Source organism: Parafrankia discariae, assembly GCF_000373365.1.
GTDB classification, from domain to species: domain Bacteria; phylum Actinomycetota; class Actinomycetes; order Frankiales; family Frankiaceae; genus Parafrankia; species Parafrankia discariae.
In genome coordinates this window covers 104,688-125,120 of the sequence record NZ_KB891102.1, presented here as the reverse complement: position 1 = coordinate 125,120, position 20,433 = coordinate 104,688, and the positions used below count along the sequence as shown (strand labels likewise).

The following is a 20,433-nucleotide window of genomic DNA, read 5'->3' as shown; positions in this document are numbered from 1 at the left end:
GACGATCGCCCCGCCGCGTGGCTCCGCTCCGGCGTCCACCCGACTGCCCCGCGGTGCCGGGAGGGCTCAGGCCGGCACGCGGCGGACCTTTCGGCTGGCGACGACCTCGTCCACGATCCCGTACTGCCGCGCCTGCTCGGCGGTGAGGATCGTGTCGCGTTCGACGTCCCGTCGGATCTCGTGTTCGGCCCGCCCGGTGTGCTCGACGAGCATCCGCTCCATCAGCGCGCGCAGCCGCAGCACCTCCCGGGCCTGGATCTCCAGGTCGCTCGACTGGCCCTCGCCCTGCGCCGAGGGCTGGTGGATCAGGATCCGGCTGTTCGGCAGTGCGGCCCGCTTCCCCGGAGCGCCCGCGGCGAGCAGGATCGCCGCCGCGGACGCGGCCTGGCCCAGGCACACCGTGGCCACCTCGGGCCGCACGAAGCGGATCGTGTCGTAGATCGCGGTGAGCGCGGTGAGTGATCCGCCGGGTGAGTTGATGTAGATCGAGATGTCCCGGTCGGGATCCTCACCCTCCAGGAAGAGGAGCTGCGCCATCACATCGTTGGCGGAGGTGTCGTCGATCTGCGTGCCGAGGAAGATGATCCGTTCACGGAGCAGCTTCGAGTACGGGTCCATCGAGTATTCGCCGCGGGGGGTGCGCTCGACGACGTTCGGCAGCACGTACCGCGCGGACGCGGGCATCGGGGCCGGGGTCATCGGAGGGCCACCCGGCTGTTCGCGTCCGGGGTGACCTGGTCGACCCGAGCGATCACCCGGTCGACCAGGCCGTAGTCCCGGGCCTCCTCGGCGGTGAACCAGCGGTCACGGTCGGAATCCGCCTCGATCCGCTCGACGGGCTGTCCGGTGTGCTCGGCGATGCGTTCCTGGATCAGCCGCTTGGTGAACAGGAGCTGCTCCGCCTGGATCGCGATGTCGGTCGCGGTCCCGCCGATCCCACCGGACGGCTGGTGCATCATCACCCGGGAATGGGGCAGTGCGAACCGCTTTCCGGGCGCTCCGGAGGAGAGCAGGAACTGGCCCATCGACCCGGCGAATCCCAGCGCGACGGTCGCCACGTCGTTCGCGATGTACTGCATCGTGTCGTAGATGGCCATTCCCGCGCTGACCGACCCACCCGGCGAATTGATGTACAGGTGAATGTCCGCGGACGGGTCGTCACTGGCGAGAAGGAGCAGCTTCGCGCAGATCGCGTTGGCGACGGTGTCCTCGACCACCGAGCCGAGGAAGACGATCCGGTTCTGGAGGAGCCGGTGGAACACCTGGTCCTCGAACGGGCCGGCCGCCGTCCCCGGGGCCTCGCCGTACTGGCCGGCGTCGATGCCGGTACCGGCGCGTGGGCGGTGTGGCCGGCTGTGTCGCGGCTGATACAGGGCATTCATGGTGCGCGTGACCTCCCGCCGGCCCGACGGGGTGTGGGGATCGAACGAAGTGGCCGGCCAGGTCAGCGTCGCCGAGAAACGGGCCGTCGGACGGCCGGTCTGCCCGTGGCAGATCTGCCCACGGCAGAGCGCCGGAGCGGGCGCCGGGGATCCGAGGTGCTCATGCCCGGCGGCCGCCCGCCATCTGGCAAAGGCGCCCTGGAACGCTCGATCGCCGGGACGGCCGATCGCCGGGACGGCCCTGCCTAGAAGACGTCCGGATCGATGTCGAAGCGCAGCCGGGCCCGGGCGGTGTCGTCGTGCAGCGTGACCATGAAGTCCTCGGCGACGCGGACCTGCTCCTGCAGCGACGCCAGCTTCTCCTCGGCGAGGCTGACCCAGGTCGCCAGCCGCTCCTGGAGTTCCTCGCGCCGCTCGTGGGCGAGGCCCTCCCGGTCGATCTCCTCGCGCAGGCCGAGCAGCGCCCGCATCTCCTCGAGGGTGAAACCCAACGGTTTCATCTTCTTGATGAGAAGGAAACGATCCAGAGCGTCGTCGTCGTAGAGCGGATAGCCGCCGGGGCTCTCCCCGACGGCCACGAGCAGGCCGGCTTCCTCGTAGAAGCGGACCGTCCGCAGGGAGAGCGCGACCAGGGTGGCGACCTCTCCGATCTCGTAGACGCCGCGGCGGGCTGAGGAAGAGGTGATGTTGCCTGTCGTGGACAATTCGACCCTTACGTCGGTATCACGGGCGAGGTGATGGTGGCGCGAGCGGAACCGTGCCGGCTGGGCGGATCTCGGTGCGACACTCCCGTAGGCGGGTTCGTGACCAGCATATTGCGGCCGGGCGGCGGTCCGCGTACGCGGCGGCGCGCGTGGTGGTCCGCTCGCGGGCCGGCGCGGTGTCGGGGTGGTTCACCGCTCCGGGTGATCGGTCCGTTCCTCCGAGCGCGACCGCTCGACGTCGCCGTGCAGGCCGACGACGAAATCCTCGGCGACGCCGGCCTGCTCACGCAGTGTCGCCAGTTTCTCCTCGGCCAGGGCGACCCAGGTCCGCAGCCGCTCGCGCAGCTCGGCCCGCCGCTCGGGCGTCAGCTCCGGGTCGGCCAGCTCGTCGCGGACGGCCAGCAGCGAGCGCATCTCGTCCAGGGTGAAACCCAGCGGCTTCATCTTCCGGATGACGAGCAGCCGGCTGACGGCGTCGTCGTTATAAAGACGGAATCCGCCGGGCGTCCGGCCGGCCGGTACGAGAAGCCCGGCCTCCTCGTAGTAGCGCACCGTTCGCAGCGACAATCCCACCCGCTCGGCCACCTCTCCGATCTGGAGGGTGTTGCGTCGGATCAGGCTGGGGAGGGATTCGTCCCTGCGTATCGTCGACAAAGCTACCCTTACGTCAGGGTCGGGAACCGCGGGCCGTGGGGCGGACCGGTGGCCGAACGGGGTGACTCCCGAACACGTCTGCATAGACTGTGCCATTGGTACGGAGCACTGTACGACGTCGCAGACCGGGGCGGAAATCGGCCTGACGGCCGGCGTCCGCCCCCGGCGTCGGCGCCGGGGGAGAGCCCGCCCGCCGCTTCAGGTCATCGTGCTTGCGCGGATCGTGACGGCCCGGTGTCCGTGCGGGTGGACCGGATGGCCCCCGAGGAAAAGCGCGCCGCCGCCGCACCGGTCGATTGCCAGACGATCGCCGGTTCATTGTCGGGCTAAGTCGCTTTCTCGCCGGGCATACCGGTGGTCATCCGTGATTGTCGCCCTGCCGACATCGGACGCACGCTGATGATGTGGCCGCCATGACGCACGGGGACGTACACCTGGTGTCGGCGCCCGAACGCGCGCTCGATCGGTCAGACTCGACATGTCGGCGACGAGTGGAGGTAGGCGGCAGCCGTGAGCATCACCAACGAGGCGGTCGGACGGGTTCTCGCGGTGTACCTGACCGCCCATCCCGGTGACCGCGAGCGGCTGACCCCGCTCGTCCGGGCCGCGGCGGCCCCCGCCCGCGGCTCGGCCCGGTTGACCTCGCGTCGGACGCTGCCCGGCCACGTGACCTGCTCGACGGTCGCGGTGAACGACGAGGGCCGCGTTCTGCAGATCCATCACCGGGCGTCCGGCCACTGGCTTCAGCCGGGAGGCCACATCGAGGACCGCGACGGCTCGCTGTTCAGCGCGGCGTTGCGCGAGCTGGCCGAGGAGACGGGGATCGGCCGCCGCCGCGTCAGCGCGATCAGCGAGCAGCCGGTGGACGTCGACATCCACTGGGTGTCGGCGAGCGCCGCCCGCGGGGAGCCGGAGCACCTGCACTACGACTTCCGGTTCCTGGTCGAGATCCGCGGGTCCGGGCTCGCGCCGGCCGAGGCGGGTGTCGACCTCGATGATCCGGAGACGACGCGTCCGCTGGCCGCCCCGCCGATCGTCGTGCCCCCAGGGGTTGGCGCGTCCGGGCCCGTGCCGCCGGGGGTGGGGGGAACGAAGGTGCCGGGGCCGTCGACGGCCCCGTGGGGTGGCCGTGGGGTGGCCGCGGCACCGTCCCCGCCGGTGCCGGGCGCGGTGCCCGACGCGGAGCCGGGAGCGGCTCCCGTCGTGCCGGCGGGGCTGGTTCTGCAGGCTGAGGAGGTCGCCGGCGCCCGTTGGAGCGAAGTGTCGGCGCTCGGCGGCCGGCTGGCGCGCCGGGTGGCCGCCGCGCTGGTCGACCCGGGCACCAGATACCGATGATCGTCGGCGTGCGGGCCGTTGGTCCCGAACGGGTGTAAGCACCGGCACGGTCCGGCCCCACGATTCGCCGCCGCCCCGATCCCCGGGCACGATCTTCTTGACCGGCGGTCGGGACCTGCCCGGGCGGAACGACGCCCAGGGGTGAACACTTGGACGCGCGACGTCGCGTGCATGACCCCGGACGGCGGCGCACGGTGCTTGGTCGCGGCGCACGGTGCCGGTCGAAACGGGGGGAGTCTGGCGGATGGAGATTCCGCGGAGGTTGGGGCCGTTCCTGCTCACCCACCGCATCGGTGCCGGTGGCATGGGCACGGTCTATTACGGAACGCTCGGCGGGCCCGCCGGCCGGCCCGCGGCGGTGAAGGTCATCCGCGCGGAGTACGCCGATGACCCGGAGTTCCGCGCGCGTTTCCGGCGGGAGATCGAGGTCGTCTCTCGGGTCGCCGGCGCGTGCACCGCGCGCGTCCTGGCCGCCGACCCGGACGGCGACCCGCCCTACCTCGCCACCGAGTACCTCGCCGGCCCGAACCTGGCCGAGTACGTCCGCCAGCACGGCCCCCTCGCCGGGGAGACCCTGCGGACGCTCGCCGTCGGACTGGCCGAGGCGCTCGTCGCGATCCACGACGCCGGTGTCGTCCACCGCGATCTGAAGCCGTCGAACGTGCTGCTCACCCGGGAAGGGCCGCGGGTGGTCGATTTCGGGATCGCCCAGGCCGCCGACACGGTGTCGCTCACCGGCGCCGGTTCCTCGGTCGGCAGCCCCGCCTACATGAGCCCTGAGCAGATCAGCGGCCGGGGGAGTGCCCCGGCCCCGGCTATGGACGTGTTCGCCTGGGGCTGCACGGTCGCGTACGCGGCCACCGGACGTTCGCCGTTCGGCGGCGGCCCGGCCGACGCGGTCCTGTTCCGGGTACGGCACGATCCGGCCAATCTGGACGGGGTCCCGGGCCGGCTGTACGCGCTGCTCGCCCGGTCGCTGGCGAAGAACGCCAAGGCGCGGCCGGACATCCACACCCTGTTCCGGGAGATCCTCGCCCTGTCGGACGTCGGCGCCGCGGTCAGCAGCGAGGCCCAGGACACCGACCTGACGGCGCTGGTCAACCAGGTGATCGCCGAGGGCTGGCTGTCCGTCGAGCACCTGGACCCCCGCATCCTCGACCTCGACCAGCGGGACGTGAACCCGTTGCCGATCGTCAGGGCGGCGGCCGGCGGCTACGCCGCCTACGCCCGCTCGGTGGCGCCCCGGCCGAGAACCGAGCCCGCCGCGGGGACGCCGGCCGCGGGGACGCCCGCTGCGGGGACGCCGGCCGCGCGTGTCGTGCCGTTGCCGCGAGCGGAGTCCCCGACGCTGCGCCGGACCGGCCCCGGGCGCCCTGGCGGGCCCGGAGTGGGCGGGCCCCGGCGCGTTCCGGGGGAGCCGAGCGCACCCGATCAGCCGAGCGCGGGCCGCCGACAGCCGGCACCCGGTCGCGCGAGCGCTCCCAGCCAGTCCGGCCCGCCCGCCCGTCCGGCCCCGCCCGCCCGCCCGACCGAGCCCGCCCGCCCGACCGAGCCCGCCCGTCCGGCCCCGCCCGTCCGGCCGACCGAGCCCGCCCGTCCGGCCCCGCCCGTCCGGCCGACCGAGCCCGCTCAGCCGAACGGGACCGGCCGACCGGGCACGGTCTGGGGACCGGACGTGCCGGGTCCGCGGGAGAGCCCGCGGCGTGTTCCGACGCGCTCCGCGAGCGCCGCGACACGGCCGCCGCGTCAGGAACGGACGCCCGACCCGCCGGCGGCGCGTGGCGCCACCCGAGCGCCGGCCCCGCCCGGTGCGCCCACCGTCTCCCGCCGGGAGCGGCGCAGGCGGGAGCGGGAACAGGAACGGAGGGCTTCGATCCGGCGGGCCGCGGCCTGGGCCTGCGACCCGCGCTGGATCGTCGTCCTCGCTGTCCTGGCCGCGCTGGTGCTGGTCGGTACCGCGGTGGTCAACATTCGCTGATCAGCTGATCAGCTGATCAGCGGAACCCGCCGGGCCCCGGTTCACCGGCCGCCGGGCCGGCCCTGGTCGGGCGCTGTGCCCGGCGGGGAACCGGTCCTGCGGGGCGGGTCCGTCCGGGAACCGCTCGTGTCGGCTGTGCTCGGCCGGTCCGCCGCGCCGCGCGCCGCGGACCATGGCGGTGCGCACCGCGGCGCCGCGTATCTGGGCCGTGCCGAGCACCATCTCGTCGACGGGGACGGTGAGCCCCTGTTCGACCAGGGCGGATGCCGTCGCGCTGTCCCCTGCGCGCAGCACGTCCCGCACCCGCTCGAGGATTCCGCGCAGGGTCGCGATCTGCTGGGCGCAGTTGGGGGCTCCGAGCTCGGGGAGCCACTCCGGCCACGGATGAGCCGTCACCTCACCGTCGGGCACGCCCAGTTCGCGGGCGAGCGCGAGCTGCGAGATCCGATCCGGGATCACGCCACGATTCTCCCAGCGCCAGATCTTCTGCCGCTGGGCGGCCATGCTCGCGACGCCGAGCTCGCGGGCGCGGACCGCGACGATGCGGGCCACCGCCTCGTACGACCAGCCGTGCAGTGCTCGCAGCCGCCGCAGCGGGTGACTGGGCTCGGACGTCGACTCCGGGTGGGAAAGGGGATGCTCGGTCGGTATGACGAACAATCGTCTCACCTTTTCTTCGGTGCCCCCGCCCTCCAATCGCGCGACGCGGTGCGCTTCCGCCGTCTGAGCTGCCGCACCTGATCGTCCCCGACAAACGACAGGTGCGCGGCGGGTCGCGGGCGACGGTGCCGGCCAGCACGGCCGGGCCCAGGTGGGAACCGGCTCCGGCAGCCGTCAACGAGCGACTTAAAACAACGGACACACAATGCCAGCTGTGGTCGCGGTCGGATTCCCGGTATCCCTCGTGTTGCCCTCCGCGCGCACCAGGCCCGCTCCGTCCCCGCACTGCGCTGGGCGGCACGGCGCCGGACCGTCGGAGGTCTGCGTCATCATCTGCGGCTGTGAGTGCTGAGGTTCCTGCCCCGCCCGGCTTCGCCGTACGTCCTCGCCGGCCGTACGCGGTGGTGGACGTCGAGACGACCGGCCTGTCCCCGACGAGGGACCGGGTGCTGTCGATAGCGGTGGTCCTGACCGCCGCCGACGGCACCGTCGAGCATCGCTGGTCAACGCTCCTGGATCCCGGCTGTGATCCCGGCCCCGTCCATATCCACGGTCTGACCAGGCAGCGCCTGGCCGGGAGCCCGACGTTCGCCGCCGTCGTCGACGAGGTCACCGCGCTGCTCGCCGGGCGGGTGCTGGTCGCGCACAACGCGGCCTTCGACTGGCGGATGCTCGCCGGCGAGGCCCTGCGGATCGGGGCGACCCTGCCCGTCGAGTGGCGGCTGTGCACGCTGACCTTGGCCAGTCGGCTCGGCCTGGGGCTGGCGAGCCTGCGCCTGGCCTCGCTCGCGGCCTACTGGGGTGTCGCCCAGCGGCGGGCGCATGACGCGCAGGACGACGCCGATGTGCTCGCGGCCCTGTTGCCCCTGATTCTGCAACGTGCCGCCGACCAGCACCTGGAGTTGCCGCTCACCCGCTGCGGCGTCGACCGCGACGGCGGCACGGTGCGTCCGCCGCGGGCCCGCATGTGACGGAATTCGTGAGCCGGCGCACGGGCCCGTTGGTGACCGATGAAACCCGGGGCGTGACGAGAAAGGCTCGCGCCGCCACGTCGCCGAACACGCCCGTACGCGGCGAGCGGGATTTCCTGGAATCGCGTGTGGCCGTTCGCCCCGGAATTCTTTTCCCGGACGCGTGACGGCCGGGCGAGTCCACGGACTCGCCCGGCCGTCTGCGTGGTGGCTGCTCGGTCGGCGGTGGAGGTCAGTGCCGAACGGAGGTGCGGCCCCGGCTGTGCACCGCACGCCAGATCAGCAGGGCGACGACGGCGCCGATGATCGAACCGATGATCCCGGACGGCTGAAGCGCGCCCTCGCTCAGGTCATGGCCGAACAGCACGTAGCCGAGGAGCCCGCCGATGAAGGACCCGACAATGCCGAGCAGAACGGTTCCCGGGATTCCCATCGGGTCGCGCCCGGGGACGACCAGCCTCGCCACGGCGCCCGCGATGAGACCGAGAACGATCATGCTAATGATGAACCAGAGCACGTTGACCGCCTTCGTTGTGAGGTGAAACCCGTGTCCGAGGTGCCGTCGCGCACATTTCTGGCGAGAAGTGCAACCGTGGAAAGTACGTTCGGGTGTTTTGCCGACCGGAGGCGCTTTTTCGCCTCGCGCCGCCAAAAGTCTGGTACCCGAGGTCCTGGGCGACAAACACGCACTAACACGCGAATGTGGTCCTCGCTCGACACGGCGGCCCGGACGGGGGCGGAGACGCCTCCCGGCCGCCGGCCGGCGCCCGGCACCCGGCGCCCGGCGCCCGGCACCCGGCGCCCGGCGCCCGGCACCCGGCACCCGGTGCGCGGTGCGCGGTGCGCGGGAGGCCGGCGGGGTGCGCTGGCTGAAGTTCAGTCCCGCCCAGGGGCGAGCAGGCGCGGGGGCGGTGGAACTCCGCCGGCCTGCGGCCCGGGCTTCTCGAGCCGGGCGAGCAGGTCCTCAGCCCACCGGGCGACACCCGTCAGGTTCACGCCGTGAGTCCGCCGACTGTCCGGCGCGGGCCGCCGGCCACCGTCGGCGCAGCCCGCGGCCTCCTGCCGGGCGCCGGCGGGGTCTGGGTCGGCGCCGGCCGGCCCTGCGTCCGTGGTGGGGTCGGGCAGGTACGGAGCCAGCCCGGTCAGCCCCCGGCGCAGCAGGGCCGTCGCCCCGCGGGTGTTGCCGCGCGCCGCGTGGACCAGCCCGACCACGATCTGGGTCAGGGCCCGCCACAGGCCGCGCTCGGCCGCCGGAGCGGTCCGCCACGCCCGTTCGAGGACCTCGTGGGCCTGGAAGTACAGACCTGCGTCCAGCAGGTCCTGCGCCGCGCTCAGCGCCGCGCGTGGCGCCGTGGGAAGGTCGTCCGGCAACGGTGGGACCCCGACGGCCCCGTGGGGGAGGGGCCGGCCGAGCGCGTCGCGGGACCGGGCCGCCGGACGTGGGCGCCGCGCCGGGCCGGGCGGTGGGCCGACTGTCAACCTGGCATCGCGATCAGGACGGCGAGCAGCGCCGCCAGCGCCAGGGTCAATGCCGCGACGGCCCACACCCGGGCGGGCGGAAGGCCGGCCCGCCGGCGCGGCTCCGATCCGCGGGCATCGCCGGCGCGCACGTCACCGGCGGCACCGGCGGTGTCGACCGTGCCGGCGGCACTGGCAGTGTCGACCGTGCCGGCGTCACCGGCGGTGCGGCCGGCACTGGCGGTGCCGGCCGGGTCGGCGGCACCGGTGGACGTGTCGTCGTCGACCACGCCGACCGTCGGGGGGCCGTCCGCCGCCACCGGGTCGGCGGCGCGATCCTGACCGACCTCCGGAGCCGCCGTGGGCTGGTCCGCCGTGGGCTGGTCCGGCGTCCGCTGGGCGTGGGCGTGGTCACCGGGGCCGTCGTCGGTGGTGGTCGGTGCCGGGCTGTCCAGGATGACCTCGAGGCCGTGGTCCTCACGGTCGTGGCCAGCTCCGGTCGCGTCGGGGCGCCGGTTCGCCGCGGTGGTCCGGGTCGGTGTTCCCGAGCCGGTGGCCGAGGCCCGGACCTCGTCGTCGAGGAACGTCGGGACGCCGGCCCGGTCGAGCCAGCCGGGCCCACGGGCGCGTGCCATCGCCGCGGCCAGGCTGAGCGCGAACGCGCGTGCCGTCTGCGGTCGGCGGCCCGGATCCTTGGCGAGGGCCTGCTCGACGACCCGGGCGACGGGCTCCGGGATGCCGGCCAGCGGGCGGGGTGTCACGGTGAGATGGTGGCGGGCCCACCCGTCGGTTGTCGCGGGCCGGACGTGGAAGAGCGGCCGTCGGGCCAGCAGTTCGTACAGCACGACCCCGAGCCCGTAGACGTCGGTCGCGGGGCTCGGCGGGGCCAGCGTGAACTGCTCGGGAGCCATGTACCGCGGTGTGCCGATCGCGGAGCCCGGCGGCCGACCCGGGCCACCCAGGCCGCCCAGGCCGCCCGCGTCACCCACACCGCCCGGATCCCCGGCACCACGCGGAGCACCCGCGCCCCACGGCGCGCGCGCCCCGGTCGCTCCCGGGGGCACCAGCGGTGTGTGGGCGATGCCGAAGTCGGTCAGCTTGGGCACTCCCGCCGCCGTGAACAGGATGTTCTCGGGCTTGATGTCGCGGTGCAGGATGCCCTGGGCGTGCACGTGCTCCAGGGCGGCCGCGGTGACGAGGGCCATGGCGCAGGCGGCTTCCAGCGAGAGGCCGGTGGTCGCCCGCATCCGCAGGCTGCCGCCGTCGAGGAGCTCCATGACGATCAGGGCCAGGTCCGCCCGGGCGGTGTAGCGGTACACGCGGACCAGGTGCGGATGGTCCAGACCGGCCAGCAGCAGCGCCTCGGACTCGGCGTCGAGCGTGACAGCCGAGGCGGGGCGCAGGACGCCGGTCACGCCGAAGGTGGCGTCCTCCTCGACGCCGAGCGGCATGATCTTCACCGCGACCCGGCGGTGGGCGTCGTCCCGCGCCGCCAGCACGACGCCGGACGAGCCACGGCCGAGCTCCGCCGCGAGGGCGTAGCCGGGCAGGGCCGCCGCGACGGCGTCCCGGTCGACGATCATCTCGGCGCCCCGTTCCGTGCGCCCCGGTTCCGCGCGCGGTCCCAGCCTGGGCCGTTGCGGGCCGCTACCCGCCTGCTGGTCACCGGTGTGGGCCTCCCCGAGGAAATGCGGGCCCGCGGGCCGCTCGGCCGGCGCTGCTCGCCCCGGCATGCGCGCCGACGCGGCGGGGCAGGGCTGCGGCAGTTGCCGAGATCGGGCGATACGGGGCCTGATCAGCCTATTCCGCGGGTGTTCTGGCGGTCGCGTCCCGGTCGGACAGGTCCGGCGGCGGCTCCCGGGACACCGGGCGGCGGCGACCTGTCGAGTGGGGAGGCGCGCGGCGGTGCCCCCAGCCGGCCGGGGCCGTCGCACCGGGTCGTGGTCAGCGTCGGGCGCGACACCGGTCGGCCGCCCGCGGGATCTCGCTTCCACGCACTCTTCGCCTGGTACATCGCCAGGTCGGCGCGGTGCAGCAGGTTCTCGGCCGAGGTCGGTCCCGAGTCCGGGCCGACGGTGACCAGGCCGACGCTCACGGCGATCGTGTAGGTCGTCCGGGCCAGGCGGGCGGGGGCCCGGACAGCTTCGGCCAGCCGCCGGCCGACCGCCGCGGGGTCGTTCCCGTCCGACTCGAGCAGGATCGCGAACTCGTCACCGCCGAAGCGGGCGACGGTGTCGGTGGGCCGGACCTGCGCGGCGAGCCGAGCCGCCGTGATCTTGAGTAGTTCGTCGCCGGCCGCGTGGCCGAGCACGTCGTTGACGTCCTTGAAGTCGTCCAGGTCGCAGAACAGGACGGCCAGTCCGCGTGGATGGCGTTCGCGGTCGGCCAGGGCCCGGGTGAGCCGCTCGGCGAACAGCGCCCGGTTCGCCAGCCCGGTGAGCGGATCGTGGAAGGCCTGGTGGCGCAGTTGCCGCTGTTTCTCCTCGACGCGTGTCAGCAGCCGGGTGTTGTCCACCATGGTGACCATCTGCCGGACGAGGGCCAGCGCGAGCAGCGCCAGCAGCGCCCAGATCTCCGCCCGCCGGCCGAGGTCCCCCGCGCCGGACTGCAGAAGGGCCCCCGTCCCGGCCACGAGCACCGGGAGGTAGGGCAGGACCGCGTGCCACCAGTGGCGGCGCGGCCGGCCCCGCTCCTCGGCGCCCGCCGGGATCGCGGCCGGCGGGAGCAGGGCGGCCAGCGCGATGCACAGCGCGCCGACGGCGAAGCCGAGGTCTATGACGCGGGGGAGGTCGGTCCGCCCGCGGGCCGCCGCGTAGGCGTGCGCCGCCGACGAGAACGAGAACACGATGATGCCGGCGCCGAGCATGGCCAGGCTGTGCGGTGACCGCGGCCGGCGGAACGCGGCCGTCAGCACGACGACGATGCTGAGCAGCCCGGCGACCAGTGGGCTGATCATGAAATAGGGCAGATCGGGCGAGGCCGTCGGCGAGAGCGCGGCGCGACGCAGGATGAGCGTCCAGAGCAGCAGCGCCACCGCTCCGACGACGATCAGGCTGTCGAGCGCGGTGATCAGCAGCCATCGTCGGTCCCGGCCGTCGCCCCGTCCGTGCAGAGCCAGGTCGTAGGGCTCGGACGGCACGCACAGCAGGCCCGCGAAGCCCGCGGCCGCCGGGACGAGGTACAGCAGGGTCGCGGAGGTCAGTCTGGGGATCGGCCCGCTGTGGTTGAAGATGATGTCCCGGACGACCGCGCCGGACGCCAGGCCGAGGGACAGCACCATCGCGCCGACCAGCAGCCGCCACGCCCGCTCGGCGCCGCGCTCGCGCAGCCCGGCCCACAGGCAGGCACCTCCGCCGAGCACCAGGCAGCCGGTGTCGACGAGATGGACGAGCACGAGCTCGGGGCGTCCGGGCAGGATCGGCAGCGCGAGCGCGGTGGCGGCGAGGACCACGAGGGCGGCGATCGCGGCGCGGCGGAAAACCTGGCCGCTCCCTCGCCTGGCACCGTGGGCCCGGACCCGCGGCGTGAGGATGCCGCCCGCGCGGTCGAAGCCGGACCGACCGCCGGCGGAGCCCCGAGACGCCGGGGATGCCGGGGGTGCCGGGGGTGGGCGAACCCCCGGTCGCGCTGAACCCGCGTCCAGCTCGACCGGGAAGGGTGATCTGGCGCCGGTCCGACCCATTGTGGGTCCATCGTAGACCCCAGCTAACTTAATGAACATATGAAACTACTTTAAGTAAGCGATTTGTGGTGGAGTCCGGGCGGGATCACCCCATCGGGCCGGCCGTTCCTGGTCCCGGCGGCGCGTGGCGGTGAACGCCTGGGCGGGACGGATTTCCGGCCAGGGACACTGGACGCATGTCCGCCACTCTCGTCGCCACCGATCTGACCGTGCTGCGGGGCGGCACCGTCGTCCTCGAAGGGGTGTCCCTGACCGTCGCCCCCGGTGATCGCCTCGGTGTGGTCGGGCCCAACGGCGTCGGCAAGTCGACGCTGCTGCGGGCGCTGGCCGGCCTGGTCCGGCTCGACAGCGGACGGGTCGAGCTCTCGCCGCCCACCGCCGTGGTCGGGCTGCTGCCCCAGGAGCCGGACCGGCGCGACGACGAGACCCTGCGTGAGTACCTCGCCCGACGCACCGGCGTCGCGGCGGCCCAGCAGGCGCTGGACGCCGCGACCGAGGACCTGACGACCGGCGTCGTCGGCGCGGACGACGGGTACAGCCTGGCGCTGGAGCGGTGGCTCGCGATCGGCGCCGCCGACCTGGACGTCCGCGCCGAGCAGGTCGTCGCCGATCTCGGGCTGCCCGCCGGGGCGCTCGACCGCCCGACCGCGACGCTGTCCGGCGGGCAGGCCGCGCGCGGCTCGCTCGCGAGCATCCTGCTGTCCCGCTTCGACATCACCCTGCTCGACGAGCCGACCAACGATCTGGACTTCGACGGTCTGGAACGACTGGAGCGGTACGTCGCGCAGATGTCGGGCGCGCTGGTGGTGGTCAGCCACGACCGGGAGTTCCTCGACCGGTCCATCGACGCCGTCGCCGAGATCGACCAGCACCGGCACGGCGTCACCCGGTACGCCGGCGGCTGGGACGCCTACCTGGAGGCCCGGGGCCTGGCCCGGCGCCAGGCCCGGGAGCGCTTCGAGCGTTACGCCGACCGGCGGGCCGGGCTGGTGGAGCAGGTCCAGCGTCAGCGGGAGCAGTCGGTGCGCGGAGCCGTCCGGGCGAAGCGCCGGTCGCCGGACTCGGACCGCTCGGCGCGCGGCGCGCGGATCGAGGCCGCCACCAAGAGCGCCGGACGGGTCCGCACCCTGCAGACCCAGCTCGACCGGATGGAGCGCGGCGACGAGGCGGTGGCCGAGCCGCGCAAGGAGTGGCAGCTGCGCATGTCGATCGCCCCCGCCCCCCGGTCCGGCGACGTGGTGGCCACGCTGGCCGGCGCCGTCGTCGAGCGGCCCGGATTCCGGCTCGGCCCGGTCGACCTCACCGTCGCCTGGGCGGACCGGATCGTGATCACCGGCCGTAACGGCGGCGGGAAGAGCACGCTGCTGGCCGCGCTGCTCGGCCGCCAGCCGCTGACCGCCGGCCGGCACTCGCTCGGCTCCGGGGTGCTTCTCGGCGAGGTCGACCAGGCCCGCACCCACTTCCGCGGCGAGTCGACGGCGGCCGAGGTCGCCGAGGTGGCGACCGGGGCCTCCCCGGCCGACGTCCGGACCCTGTTCGCGAAGTTCGGGCTGGGCCCGGACCAGATGACCAGGCCCGCGTCGTCCCTGTCGCCCGGCGAGCGGACCAGGGCGGCCCTCGCGCTCCTGCAGGGCGCCGGAGTGAACTGCCTGGTCCTCGACGAGCCGACGAACCACCTCGACCTGCCCGCGATCGAGCAGCTCGAACAGGCAGTCGAGGGGTTCGAGGGGACGCTGCTGCTGGTCACCCACGATCGGCGGCTGCTCGAGGCCGTGCGGGTGACCCGACGCCTGAGCGTGGCGGACGGCCAGGTCACCGAGGCCCCCGCGTGACACCGGCGGGACGGGTGTTTTCGGGCGGAGCGTGCCAGCCGCGCGAGCGGGGCATCCTGCAGCCGGGTACCGGGAGGCCGTCGTCATGAACGGTGTCGAACTGCTCGCCGTGGCGCTGGTGATGGCCGTCGGCGTCGTCGGGGTGGTCGTGCCGGTGCTGCCCGGCCTGCTCCTCGTCTGGGGCGCCGGAGTCTGGTGGACGATCGCGGACGGCGGCGGCGCTGCCCGCTGGGCGGTGCTCGCGGTCATGACCGTGCTGTTCGTCGCCGGCGCGCTCGCCAAGTACGTGCTGCCGAACCGGGCCGCGTCGGCCGCCGGCGCGCCGTTCTCAACGATGATCGTCGGTGCGGTCTGCGCCGTCATCGGCTTCTTCGTGGTGCCGGTCCTCGGCCTGCTCGTCGGCGGGCTCGCGGGCATCTACCTCGCGGAGCTCACCCGCCTGCGCGACGCCCGGCGGGCCGCGGCCTCCACCTGGGCCGCCGTCGTCGCCTTCGGCGTCGGGCTGCTCGTCGAGCTCGGGGCGGCCGTCGCGATGGCCGTGACCTGGGGTGTCGGCGAGCTCGTCAGCTGAGCCGGTAGTCATCCGGGGCCGGGCGCGCGGCGTGGGGGGGCCGGTACCGGAAAAAAGGGAAGCGCGCCGGGGAACTGTGGTTCGCGATGGCGGAAAGCGGCGTGTCGCGAGTCATCTCTATTCCCCGGCGCTGTCGTCCGATGATCGTCTGGAGGTGACCGGATAAGTGGTTCAGTCGACGAACCGTCCGATCACCAGTCCCAGTCCCAGTCCCAGTCATCCTTCTTCCGATCGTCCTTCTTCCACCTGTTGTCCTTTCGCCAATCATCCTTCCGCCACTTGTCGTCCTTTCGCCACTCGTCCTTCTGCCACTTGTCGTCCTTTCGCCAATCGTCCTTCCGCCACTCGTCTTTCTTCCATTCGTCTTTCTTCCAGCAGTCCTTGTCCTTCGAGTTCCTCCAGTCCTTGTCGTCCCAGTGCTGCTGGTGGTGGCACCCCTTGTCGTCCCAGTCGCTGAAGGCCTGTGCGGCGCCGGCACCCGGGCCCAGGCCCAGGGTCACGGCGGCGGCGCTGGTGGCGACCAGCGCGAGGATCCTGCGTGGAGCGGACTTTCCCATCATTCCCCCATTACCGGTTTCGGGTGCGGCTGACCCGCCCCCGAAAAAGGGTCTCGCCACCCGGCGCTCTCCCCAAACAAAGAATCTAGGTGCCGTGAGATTGTGGAGATTTGACCACGGCTGATTCCGGGTCGTGTCGGCGGTGGTGGAACTGGACGCCGTGTTGTTGCGAATGGGTTTTCGTGGAGATGACAGGTATTCCTGTGGGCGTTTTCCGGTTGCCGGTTCGCCGGTCTCGGTGCCATTCTTTCGATCGCGACCGGTGTCCACCCGGGCCCCGGGCCGATGTCGCCCCGAGTAACGGTTATCTGCTGGACGTTTATCTGATGGACGTTGATCCGCTGGTAATACTGGCCGGGCTGCTTCGCGGGGTTCGTGGCGGCGGCTGACCGACTGGGCGGCGGCGGGCTGATGACGCCGATCCTGGTGCCTCTGTTCGGCGCGCGGCGGCTGGTCGTGGTCTCGAGCGATGTCGACGGCCCGCGCCCGGCCCGGTACCGGCGGCAGCCCTGACGGGCGGCGGTCAGCCGCGGGCGGTCGGCGCGGTCCGGCGCACGGCGGGCAGGACGTCGCGAGCGAACGCCGCGATCGTCGCGGGCGTCGCGAAGTCGGTGAACTGCAGGTAGAAACGCTCGACGCCGAGCGCCGCCAGCTCACCGAAGTGGTCGGCGAGCGTGTCCGGGGTTCCGACCACCAGGCCACCCCAGTTCCCGAAACGCCGCCGGGCGAGAGCCGTGACGTCGTCGAGCTCCACCCCGCTCGCCGCGAAACCGACCGGGTGCTGGGTCGACAGCCGCGCGCCACCGGCGAGGGGACGCAGCTCGGCGAGGTCGCGCAGCCCGTAGGTCGGACAGTTCCACCAGTCGGCGTGCCGGGCGACCAGCGGCATCGTCAGCTTCGGGCCGGCACCGCCCAGCAGCAGCGGGATCCGCCCGTTCACCGGCACCGGGTGCTGCGACGCCCCGCGCAGGGTGAAGAAACGGCCCTCGTGGGTCACCTCCTCGCCGCCGAACAGGGCGCCGAGCACCTCCAGGTACTCGGCGAGCCGGGCGGCGCGGGTCGGGTTGTCCTCGACCGGCAGGCCGAACCGTTCGAGTTCGGCTGGCGCGGACCCCCAGCCCAGGCCAAGCTCGAAGCGCCCGCCGGAGAGATGGTCAAGGCTGACCGCCTCCTTGGCGAGCATCGCCGGATGGCGGAACGACGCGCACAGCACCAGGTGGCCGACCCGCAGCCGGCTGGTGGCTGCCAGCGCGGCCGTCGCCGTCGTCATCGCGTCGAAGCTGTCCCCGGCGGGCAGCCCGGGCGGGGCCAGGTGATCCATGAACGCGACACCGTCGAACCCGGCCGCCTCCGCCGCCCGCACCCGGTCCAGCAGCCGGGGGAAGCTCATCCGCATCTGGGGGAGGAACAACCAGACCTCGGGCAGCACACGGGCCGGCGCCGCGGCGGCCGTGGCCGGCGCGGGCGATGCCGCCGGGGCGATCGGGTCATCGGGGACCATGGGAACAACCTGGCAGAACGTGGCGCGACTCACCACCGGAGCGCCACCCGGGGGGAGCCGGGCTCAGCCCGAGGTCGGGGTGAGCGGCCATCCGGGCAGGTTGCGCACCGCCATCCAGGCCAGCGCCGCGCCGGCGAGCCCGTAGCCCACGGCCCGCGGCAGCGGCGCGGGGCGGCCGCGGTCGAAGGCGCGGGCCTGCCGCAGGACGAGGATGACCAGCAGCGGCGAGCAGACCAGGAGGAACAGGTTGTCGCGGACGGCCGCGGCCGGCATGCCGTGCAACAGGTCGTAGGTCAGTCGCAGGCCGCCGCAGGCCGGGCAGTCCAGCCCGGTGACCGCCCGGACCGGGCACCGCGGCAGCAGGGACGACGGGTCGTGCGGGTCGGTGCCGGCCAGGTAGCCGAGCCCGGCGAGCAGGCAGCCGCCGGCGCCCGCCAGTGCCAGCCGCCGCCGGCCGCGGTCGGCCCACAGCCCGGTGGTGGTCATGCCGTTCCCTCCCGACTCCGGCCGGCGCCCGCCGGCCGGTCCCGCCGAGCGCCGCGGTCAGTCCCGCAGCGGACGGCCGTACTGGTCCCGGACGTTGCCCGTGAGTATCAGGACGCCGTCCACCAGCGCCCAGACGCCCAGACCGCCGCAGGTGAGGAGCTGGGCCACCCCGATGCCCGCGCTGCCGAGGTAGAAACGCCCGACGCCGAAACAGCCCAGGAAGATCTGCAGCAGGCCGGCGACGATCTTCTGCTTGTCCGAGTAGGGCTCACCGGTGATCGGATGCCGGCCGAACGGCGCGGAGGGGTCGAACCCACCCGGGCCGTAACCGCCGGGGTACCCGGGCGGGCCGTACCCGGGCGGCGGCGGCCCGTACCCGGGGGCGTAACCCGGCGGGGGCGGATAGCCCGGCGGGGGACCATAGCCGGGATCCGGCTGGCCCGCGGGGTACCCGCCGGTCGGGGGCCCGTAGCCGGGGTCGGGCTGGCCCGCGGGGTACCCGCCGGGCGGCGGCCCGTAGCCGGGGTTCTTCGAGAGATCCGGACCGGGGTGGCCCTGACCGGGATAGCCCTCGCCGTAGCTGGGCGGCTGTCCTGGCGTGGTCATCGGCGGCTCCATCCGGTACCGGTGCTCGGGTTCGCGCGCCCGGGCGGTGTCGTGGCTTCCGGAAGATACCGGCCGGCGGGATCTCCGAGCCGGCCAGCCTGGCGTCGGATGGCGGACATCGCGGGCGGCGTACGACGACGGAGGCTCCGCGGCACGCCGCTAGCCGCTCGCGCGGGTGCCTCCACCCGAGCCGGTCGAGCGCGCCCGTGCCCCCGGGCCATCCCGGCCGCGCCGCGCCGCCCCGGCCGTCCGGGCCGTTCGCGCCGCCCGCCCGCCGGGCACCCGGCGCTGCGCCTTCGGCCCGACGGGCAGCACCCGCACGTGGCCCAGGCTCGACGTCAGCCGCCACACCCGCCCGTACTCGTGCCGCGCCCGAAGGTGGTCGTCGAGGTCGCCGGTGGTTGGGAAGAGGGCAGTGCACCCCAGGTCGTCGCGTGGGCACCGGTACAGCGTCATGGCTGGTCCTCCTACCGGGTGATCGGTCGTTGTGGGACCTGAAACCGGCCGGCAACGTGCACCTGTGAAGGTACGTCCCCGCCCCGGCGACCGCATGCCGCGCGGGGCAGACTGGAGGCATGGCAAACGCGCCCCGTGATCCCACCGCCGCCCCCGCCCCCGCCGAGTCCGAGGTCGTGGATCTGTGTAGGGACCTGCTGCGCTTCGAATCGGTGAACCACGGGAACGGTGACGGCCACGAGCGGCCCATCGCCGAGTACGTGGCCGGCAAGCTGGCCGAGGTCGGGCTGGAGCCGGTGCTGCTCGAGTCCGCGCCCGGCCGCACGAGCGTCGTGGCCAGGCTGGAGGGCACCGACCCGTCCCGCTCCCCGCTGCTCATCCACGGCCATCTGGACGTCGTGCCCGCCGACCCGTCCGAGTGGCGGGTGCACCCCTTCTCGGGTGAGGAGGCCGATGGCTGCCTGTGGGGGCGCGGCGCCATCGACATGAAGGACATGGACGCGATGACGCTCGCCGTCGTGCGCGACATGGCCCGGTCGGGCCGGCGGCCGTCGCGTGATCTCGTCGTCGCCTTCGTGGCGGACGAGGAGGCCGGTGGGACCCTCGGCGCGCGGTGGCTGGTCGACAACCATCCCGACCACTTCGCCGACTGCACCGAGGCGATCAGCGAGGTCGGCGGGTTCTCCTACACCGTCTCGGACGACCTGCGGCTGTACCTGATCGAGACGGCGCAGAAGGGCATCGCCTGGATGAAGCTGACCGTCGCCGGCCGGGCCGGGCACGGATCGATGATCAGCGAGGACAACGCGGTCACCAAGCTGTGCGAGGCGGTCGCCCGGCTCGGCCGGCACCAGTTCCCCATCGTGGTGACCCCGACCGTGCGGGTCTTCCTCGACTCGATCGGCGAGGCGCTGGGCATCGAGCTCGACGCGGACGACCTGGAGACCACGGTCGCGAAGCTCGGCCCGATCGCCCGCATGATCGGGGCGACGATCCGCAACACGGTGAACCCCACGCAGCTCGCCGCCGGGCACAAGGTCAACGTGATCCCGGGCGAGGCCGTGGCCTACGTCGACGGTCGCTACCTGCCCGGGCAGGAGGAGGAGTTCCTGCGTCAGGTCGACGAGCTGCTCGGGCCGGAGGTCCGGCGCGAGTGGGTGGTGAACGACCAGGCGCTGGAGACCGGGTTCGACGGCCCGCTGGTGGACGCGATGGCCTCGGCACTGCGCGCGGAGGACCCGGCGGCCCGGGCCGTCCCGTACATGCTCTCCGGCGGCACCGACGCGAAGTCGTTCTCCCGGCTGGGCATCCGCTGCTTCGGGTTCTCCCCGCTGCTGCTCCCGCCGGACCTCGACTTCGCCGGCATGTTCCACGGCGTGGACGAGCGGGTGCCCGTCGACGCCCTGCGGTTCGGGGTCCGGGTCCTGGACCGTTTCCTCGCCGCCTCCTGACCGGCCGCCTTCTGAGGCGACAGCATCCTGACGCGTGAACCGGCCCGGACCTGCAGGTCCGGGCCGGTTCACGGAGGCCGTGCGCACGGGCCGGGTGGTCAGGCGGTGCGGACGGGGGATGCGGACGGGCCGTGCGGTCGGGGTGAACC

The 20,433-nt window shown here is 73.7% G+C and carries 20 protein-coding genes; 6 read left to right on the top strand and 14 right to left on the bottom strand.

What is annotated here, in order from left to right; all coding sequences use genetic code 11:
• Positions 1-66 precede the first annotated feature (66 nt).
• The 4 genes from B056_RS0100455 to B056_RS0100440 all read right to left on the bottom strand — a co-directional run bounded on the left by B056_RS0100455 (position 67) and on the right by B056_RS0100440 (position 2,740).
• Positions 67-699 (bottom strand): ATP-dependent Clp protease proteolytic subunit, encoded by a 633-nt coding sequence (locus B056_RS0100455; protein ID WP_020572237.1) that lies wholly within the window; start codon positions 697-699, stop codon positions 67-69.
• Positions 696-1,382 carry a ClpP family protease gene (locus tag B056_RS0100450; protein ID WP_018499927.1) on the bottom strand — a complete coding sequence of 229 codons (687 nt, stop codon included), beginning with the start codon at positions 1,380-1,382 and terminating at the stop codon, positions 696-698. The genes B056_RS0100455 and B056_RS0100450 overlap by 4 nt, the downstream gene beginning before the upstream one ends.
• Positions 1,383-1,627: 245 nt before the next feature.
• On the bottom strand, positions 1,628-2,086 hold the full coding sequence (locus B056_RS0100445; RefSeq protein WP_018499926.1) for a MerR family transcriptional regulator: 459 nt from the start codon (positions 2,084-2,086) through the stop codon (positions 1,628-1,630).
• A 189-nt stretch (positions 2,087-2,275) separates the two neighbouring features.
• A complete protein-coding gene (locus B056_RS0100440) occupies positions 2,276-2,740 on the bottom strand; it encodes a MerR family transcriptional regulator (RefSeq protein ID WP_035749718.1) in 465 nt (154 codons plus the stop codon).
• A 510-nt stretch (positions 2,741-3,250) separates the two neighbouring features.
• Here B056_RS0100440 and B056_RS0100435 point away from each other — a divergent pair.
• On the top strand, positions 3,251-4,075 hold the full coding sequence (locus B056_RS0100435; RefSeq protein ID WP_018499924.1) for an NUDIX hydrolase: 825 nt from the start codon (positions 3,251-3,253) through the stop codon (positions 4,073-4,075).
• Positions 4,076-4,319: 244 nt separating this feature from the next.
• Entirely contained in the window at positions 4,320-6,053 is a 1,734-nt protein-coding gene (locus B056_RS0100430; protein WP_026239165.1) for a serine/threonine-protein kinase, read from the top strand.
• Here B056_RS0100430 and B056_RS45640 read toward each other — a convergent pair whose 3' ends face one another.
• Complete coding sequence (locus B056_RS45640) at positions 6,054-6,722, bottom strand: XRE family transcriptional regulator (protein WP_407672278.1); 669 nt, start codon at positions 6,720-6,722, stop codon at positions 6,054-6,056. It lies immediately after the preceding gene.
• Positions 6,723-7,054: 332 nt separating this feature from the next.
• Between B056_RS45640 and B056_RS42285 the strand changes: the two genes are divergently transcribed.
• Positions 7,055-7,684, top strand: a complete 630-nt coding sequence (locus B056_RS42285) for an exonuclease domain-containing protein (RefSeq protein ID WP_076784619.1) — start codon at positions 7,055-7,057, stop codon at positions 7,682-7,684.
• A gap of 232 nt (positions 7,685-7,916) precedes the next feature.
• On the opposite strand, the gene B056_RS0100415 is transcribed toward B056_RS42285, so the two are convergent.
• The 4 genes from B056_RS0100415 to B056_RS34625 all read right to left on the bottom strand — a co-directional run bounded on the left by B056_RS0100415 (position 7,917) and on the right by B056_RS34625 (position 12,593).
• On the bottom strand, positions 7,917-8,180 hold the full coding sequence (locus B056_RS0100415) for a GlsB/YeaQ/YmgE family stress response membrane protein (protein WP_018499920.1): 264 nt from the start codon (positions 8,178-8,180) through the stop codon (positions 7,917-7,919).
• Positions 8,181-8,560: 380 nt separating this feature from the next.
• Positions 8,561-9,055, bottom strand: coding sequence for a DUF309 domain-containing protein (locus B056_RS34630; protein WP_230202749.1), 495 nt, complete (start codon positions 9,053-9,055; stop codon positions 8,561-8,563).
• Between the two features lie 104 nt (positions 9,056-9,159).
• Complete coding sequence (locus B056_RS0100405) at positions 9,160-10,725, bottom strand: protein kinase domain-containing protein (RefSeq protein WP_020572236.1); 1,566 nt, start codon at positions 10,723-10,725, stop codon at positions 9,160-9,162.
• A gap of 212 nt (positions 10,726-10,937) precedes the next feature.
• Positions 10,938-12,593 (bottom strand): GGDEF domain-containing protein, encoded by a 1,656-nt coding sequence (locus B056_RS34625; RefSeq protein WP_018499917.1) that lies wholly within the window; start codon positions 12,591-12,593, stop codon positions 10,938-10,940.
• Between the two features lie 407 nt (positions 12,594-13,000).
• Here B056_RS34625 and B056_RS0100395 point away from each other — a divergent pair, with 407 nt between their 5' ends.
• Both B056_RS0100395 and B056_RS0100390 read left to right on the top strand, forming a co-directional pair.
• Positions 13,001-14,656: an ABC-F family ATP-binding cassette domain-containing protein gene (locus tag B056_RS0100395; protein WP_018499916.1), complete on the top strand. Its 1,656-nt coding sequence runs from the start codon at positions 13,001-13,003 to the stop codon at positions 14,654-14,656.
• Between the two features lie 85 nt (positions 14,657-14,741).
• Positions 14,742-15,227, top strand: a complete 486-nt coding sequence (locus B056_RS0100390; RefSeq protein WP_018499915.1) for a DUF456 domain-containing protein — start codon at positions 14,742-14,744, stop codon at positions 15,225-15,227.
• 191 nt (positions 15,228-15,418) lie between these two features.
• Here the strand turns inward: B056_RS0100390 and B056_RS0100385 are convergent, their stop codons facing one another.
• The 5 genes from B056_RS0100385 to B056_RS39175 form a co-directional block, all read right to left on the bottom strand.
• Entirely contained in the window at positions 15,419-15,787 is a 369-nt protein-coding gene (locus B056_RS0100385) for a hypothetical protein (protein WP_018499914.1), read from the bottom strand.
• A 520-nt stretch (positions 15,788-16,307) separates the two neighbouring features.
• The gene (locus B056_RS0100375; protein WP_018499912.1) at positions 16,308-17,285 is read right to left on the bottom strand and encodes an LLM class flavin-dependent oxidoreductase; all 978 of its coding nucleotides are present in this window, start codon (positions 17,283-17,285) and stop codon (positions 16,308-16,310) included.
• Between the two features lie 63 nt (positions 17,286-17,348).
• The gene (locus B056_RS0100370) at positions 17,349-17,771 is read right to left on the bottom strand and encodes a DUF2752 domain-containing protein (RefSeq protein WP_018499911.1); all 423 of its coding nucleotides are present in this window, start codon (positions 17,769-17,771) and stop codon (positions 17,349-17,351) included.
• Positions 17,772-17,828: 57 nt separating this feature from the next.
• The gene (locus tag B056_RS0100365; protein ID WP_026239163.1) at positions 17,829-18,377 is read right to left on the bottom strand and encodes a TM2 domain-containing protein; all 549 of its coding nucleotides are present in this window, start codon (positions 18,375-18,377) and stop codon (positions 17,829-17,831) included.
• A gap of 159 nt (positions 18,378-18,536) precedes the next feature.
• Positions 18,537-18,833, bottom strand: a complete 297-nt coding sequence (locus B056_RS39175) for a hypothetical protein (protein ID WP_018499909.1) — start codon at positions 18,831-18,833, stop codon at positions 18,537-18,539.
• A gap of 119 nt (positions 18,834-18,952) precedes the next feature.
• Between B056_RS39175 and B056_RS0100355 the strand changes: the two genes are divergently transcribed.
• A complete protein-coding gene (locus tag B056_RS0100355; RefSeq protein ID WP_018499908.1) occupies positions 18,953-20,284 on the top strand; it encodes a M20/M25/M40 family metallo-hydrolase in 1,332 nt (443 codons plus the stop codon).
• Positions 20,285-20,433: the final 149 nt, after the last annotated feature.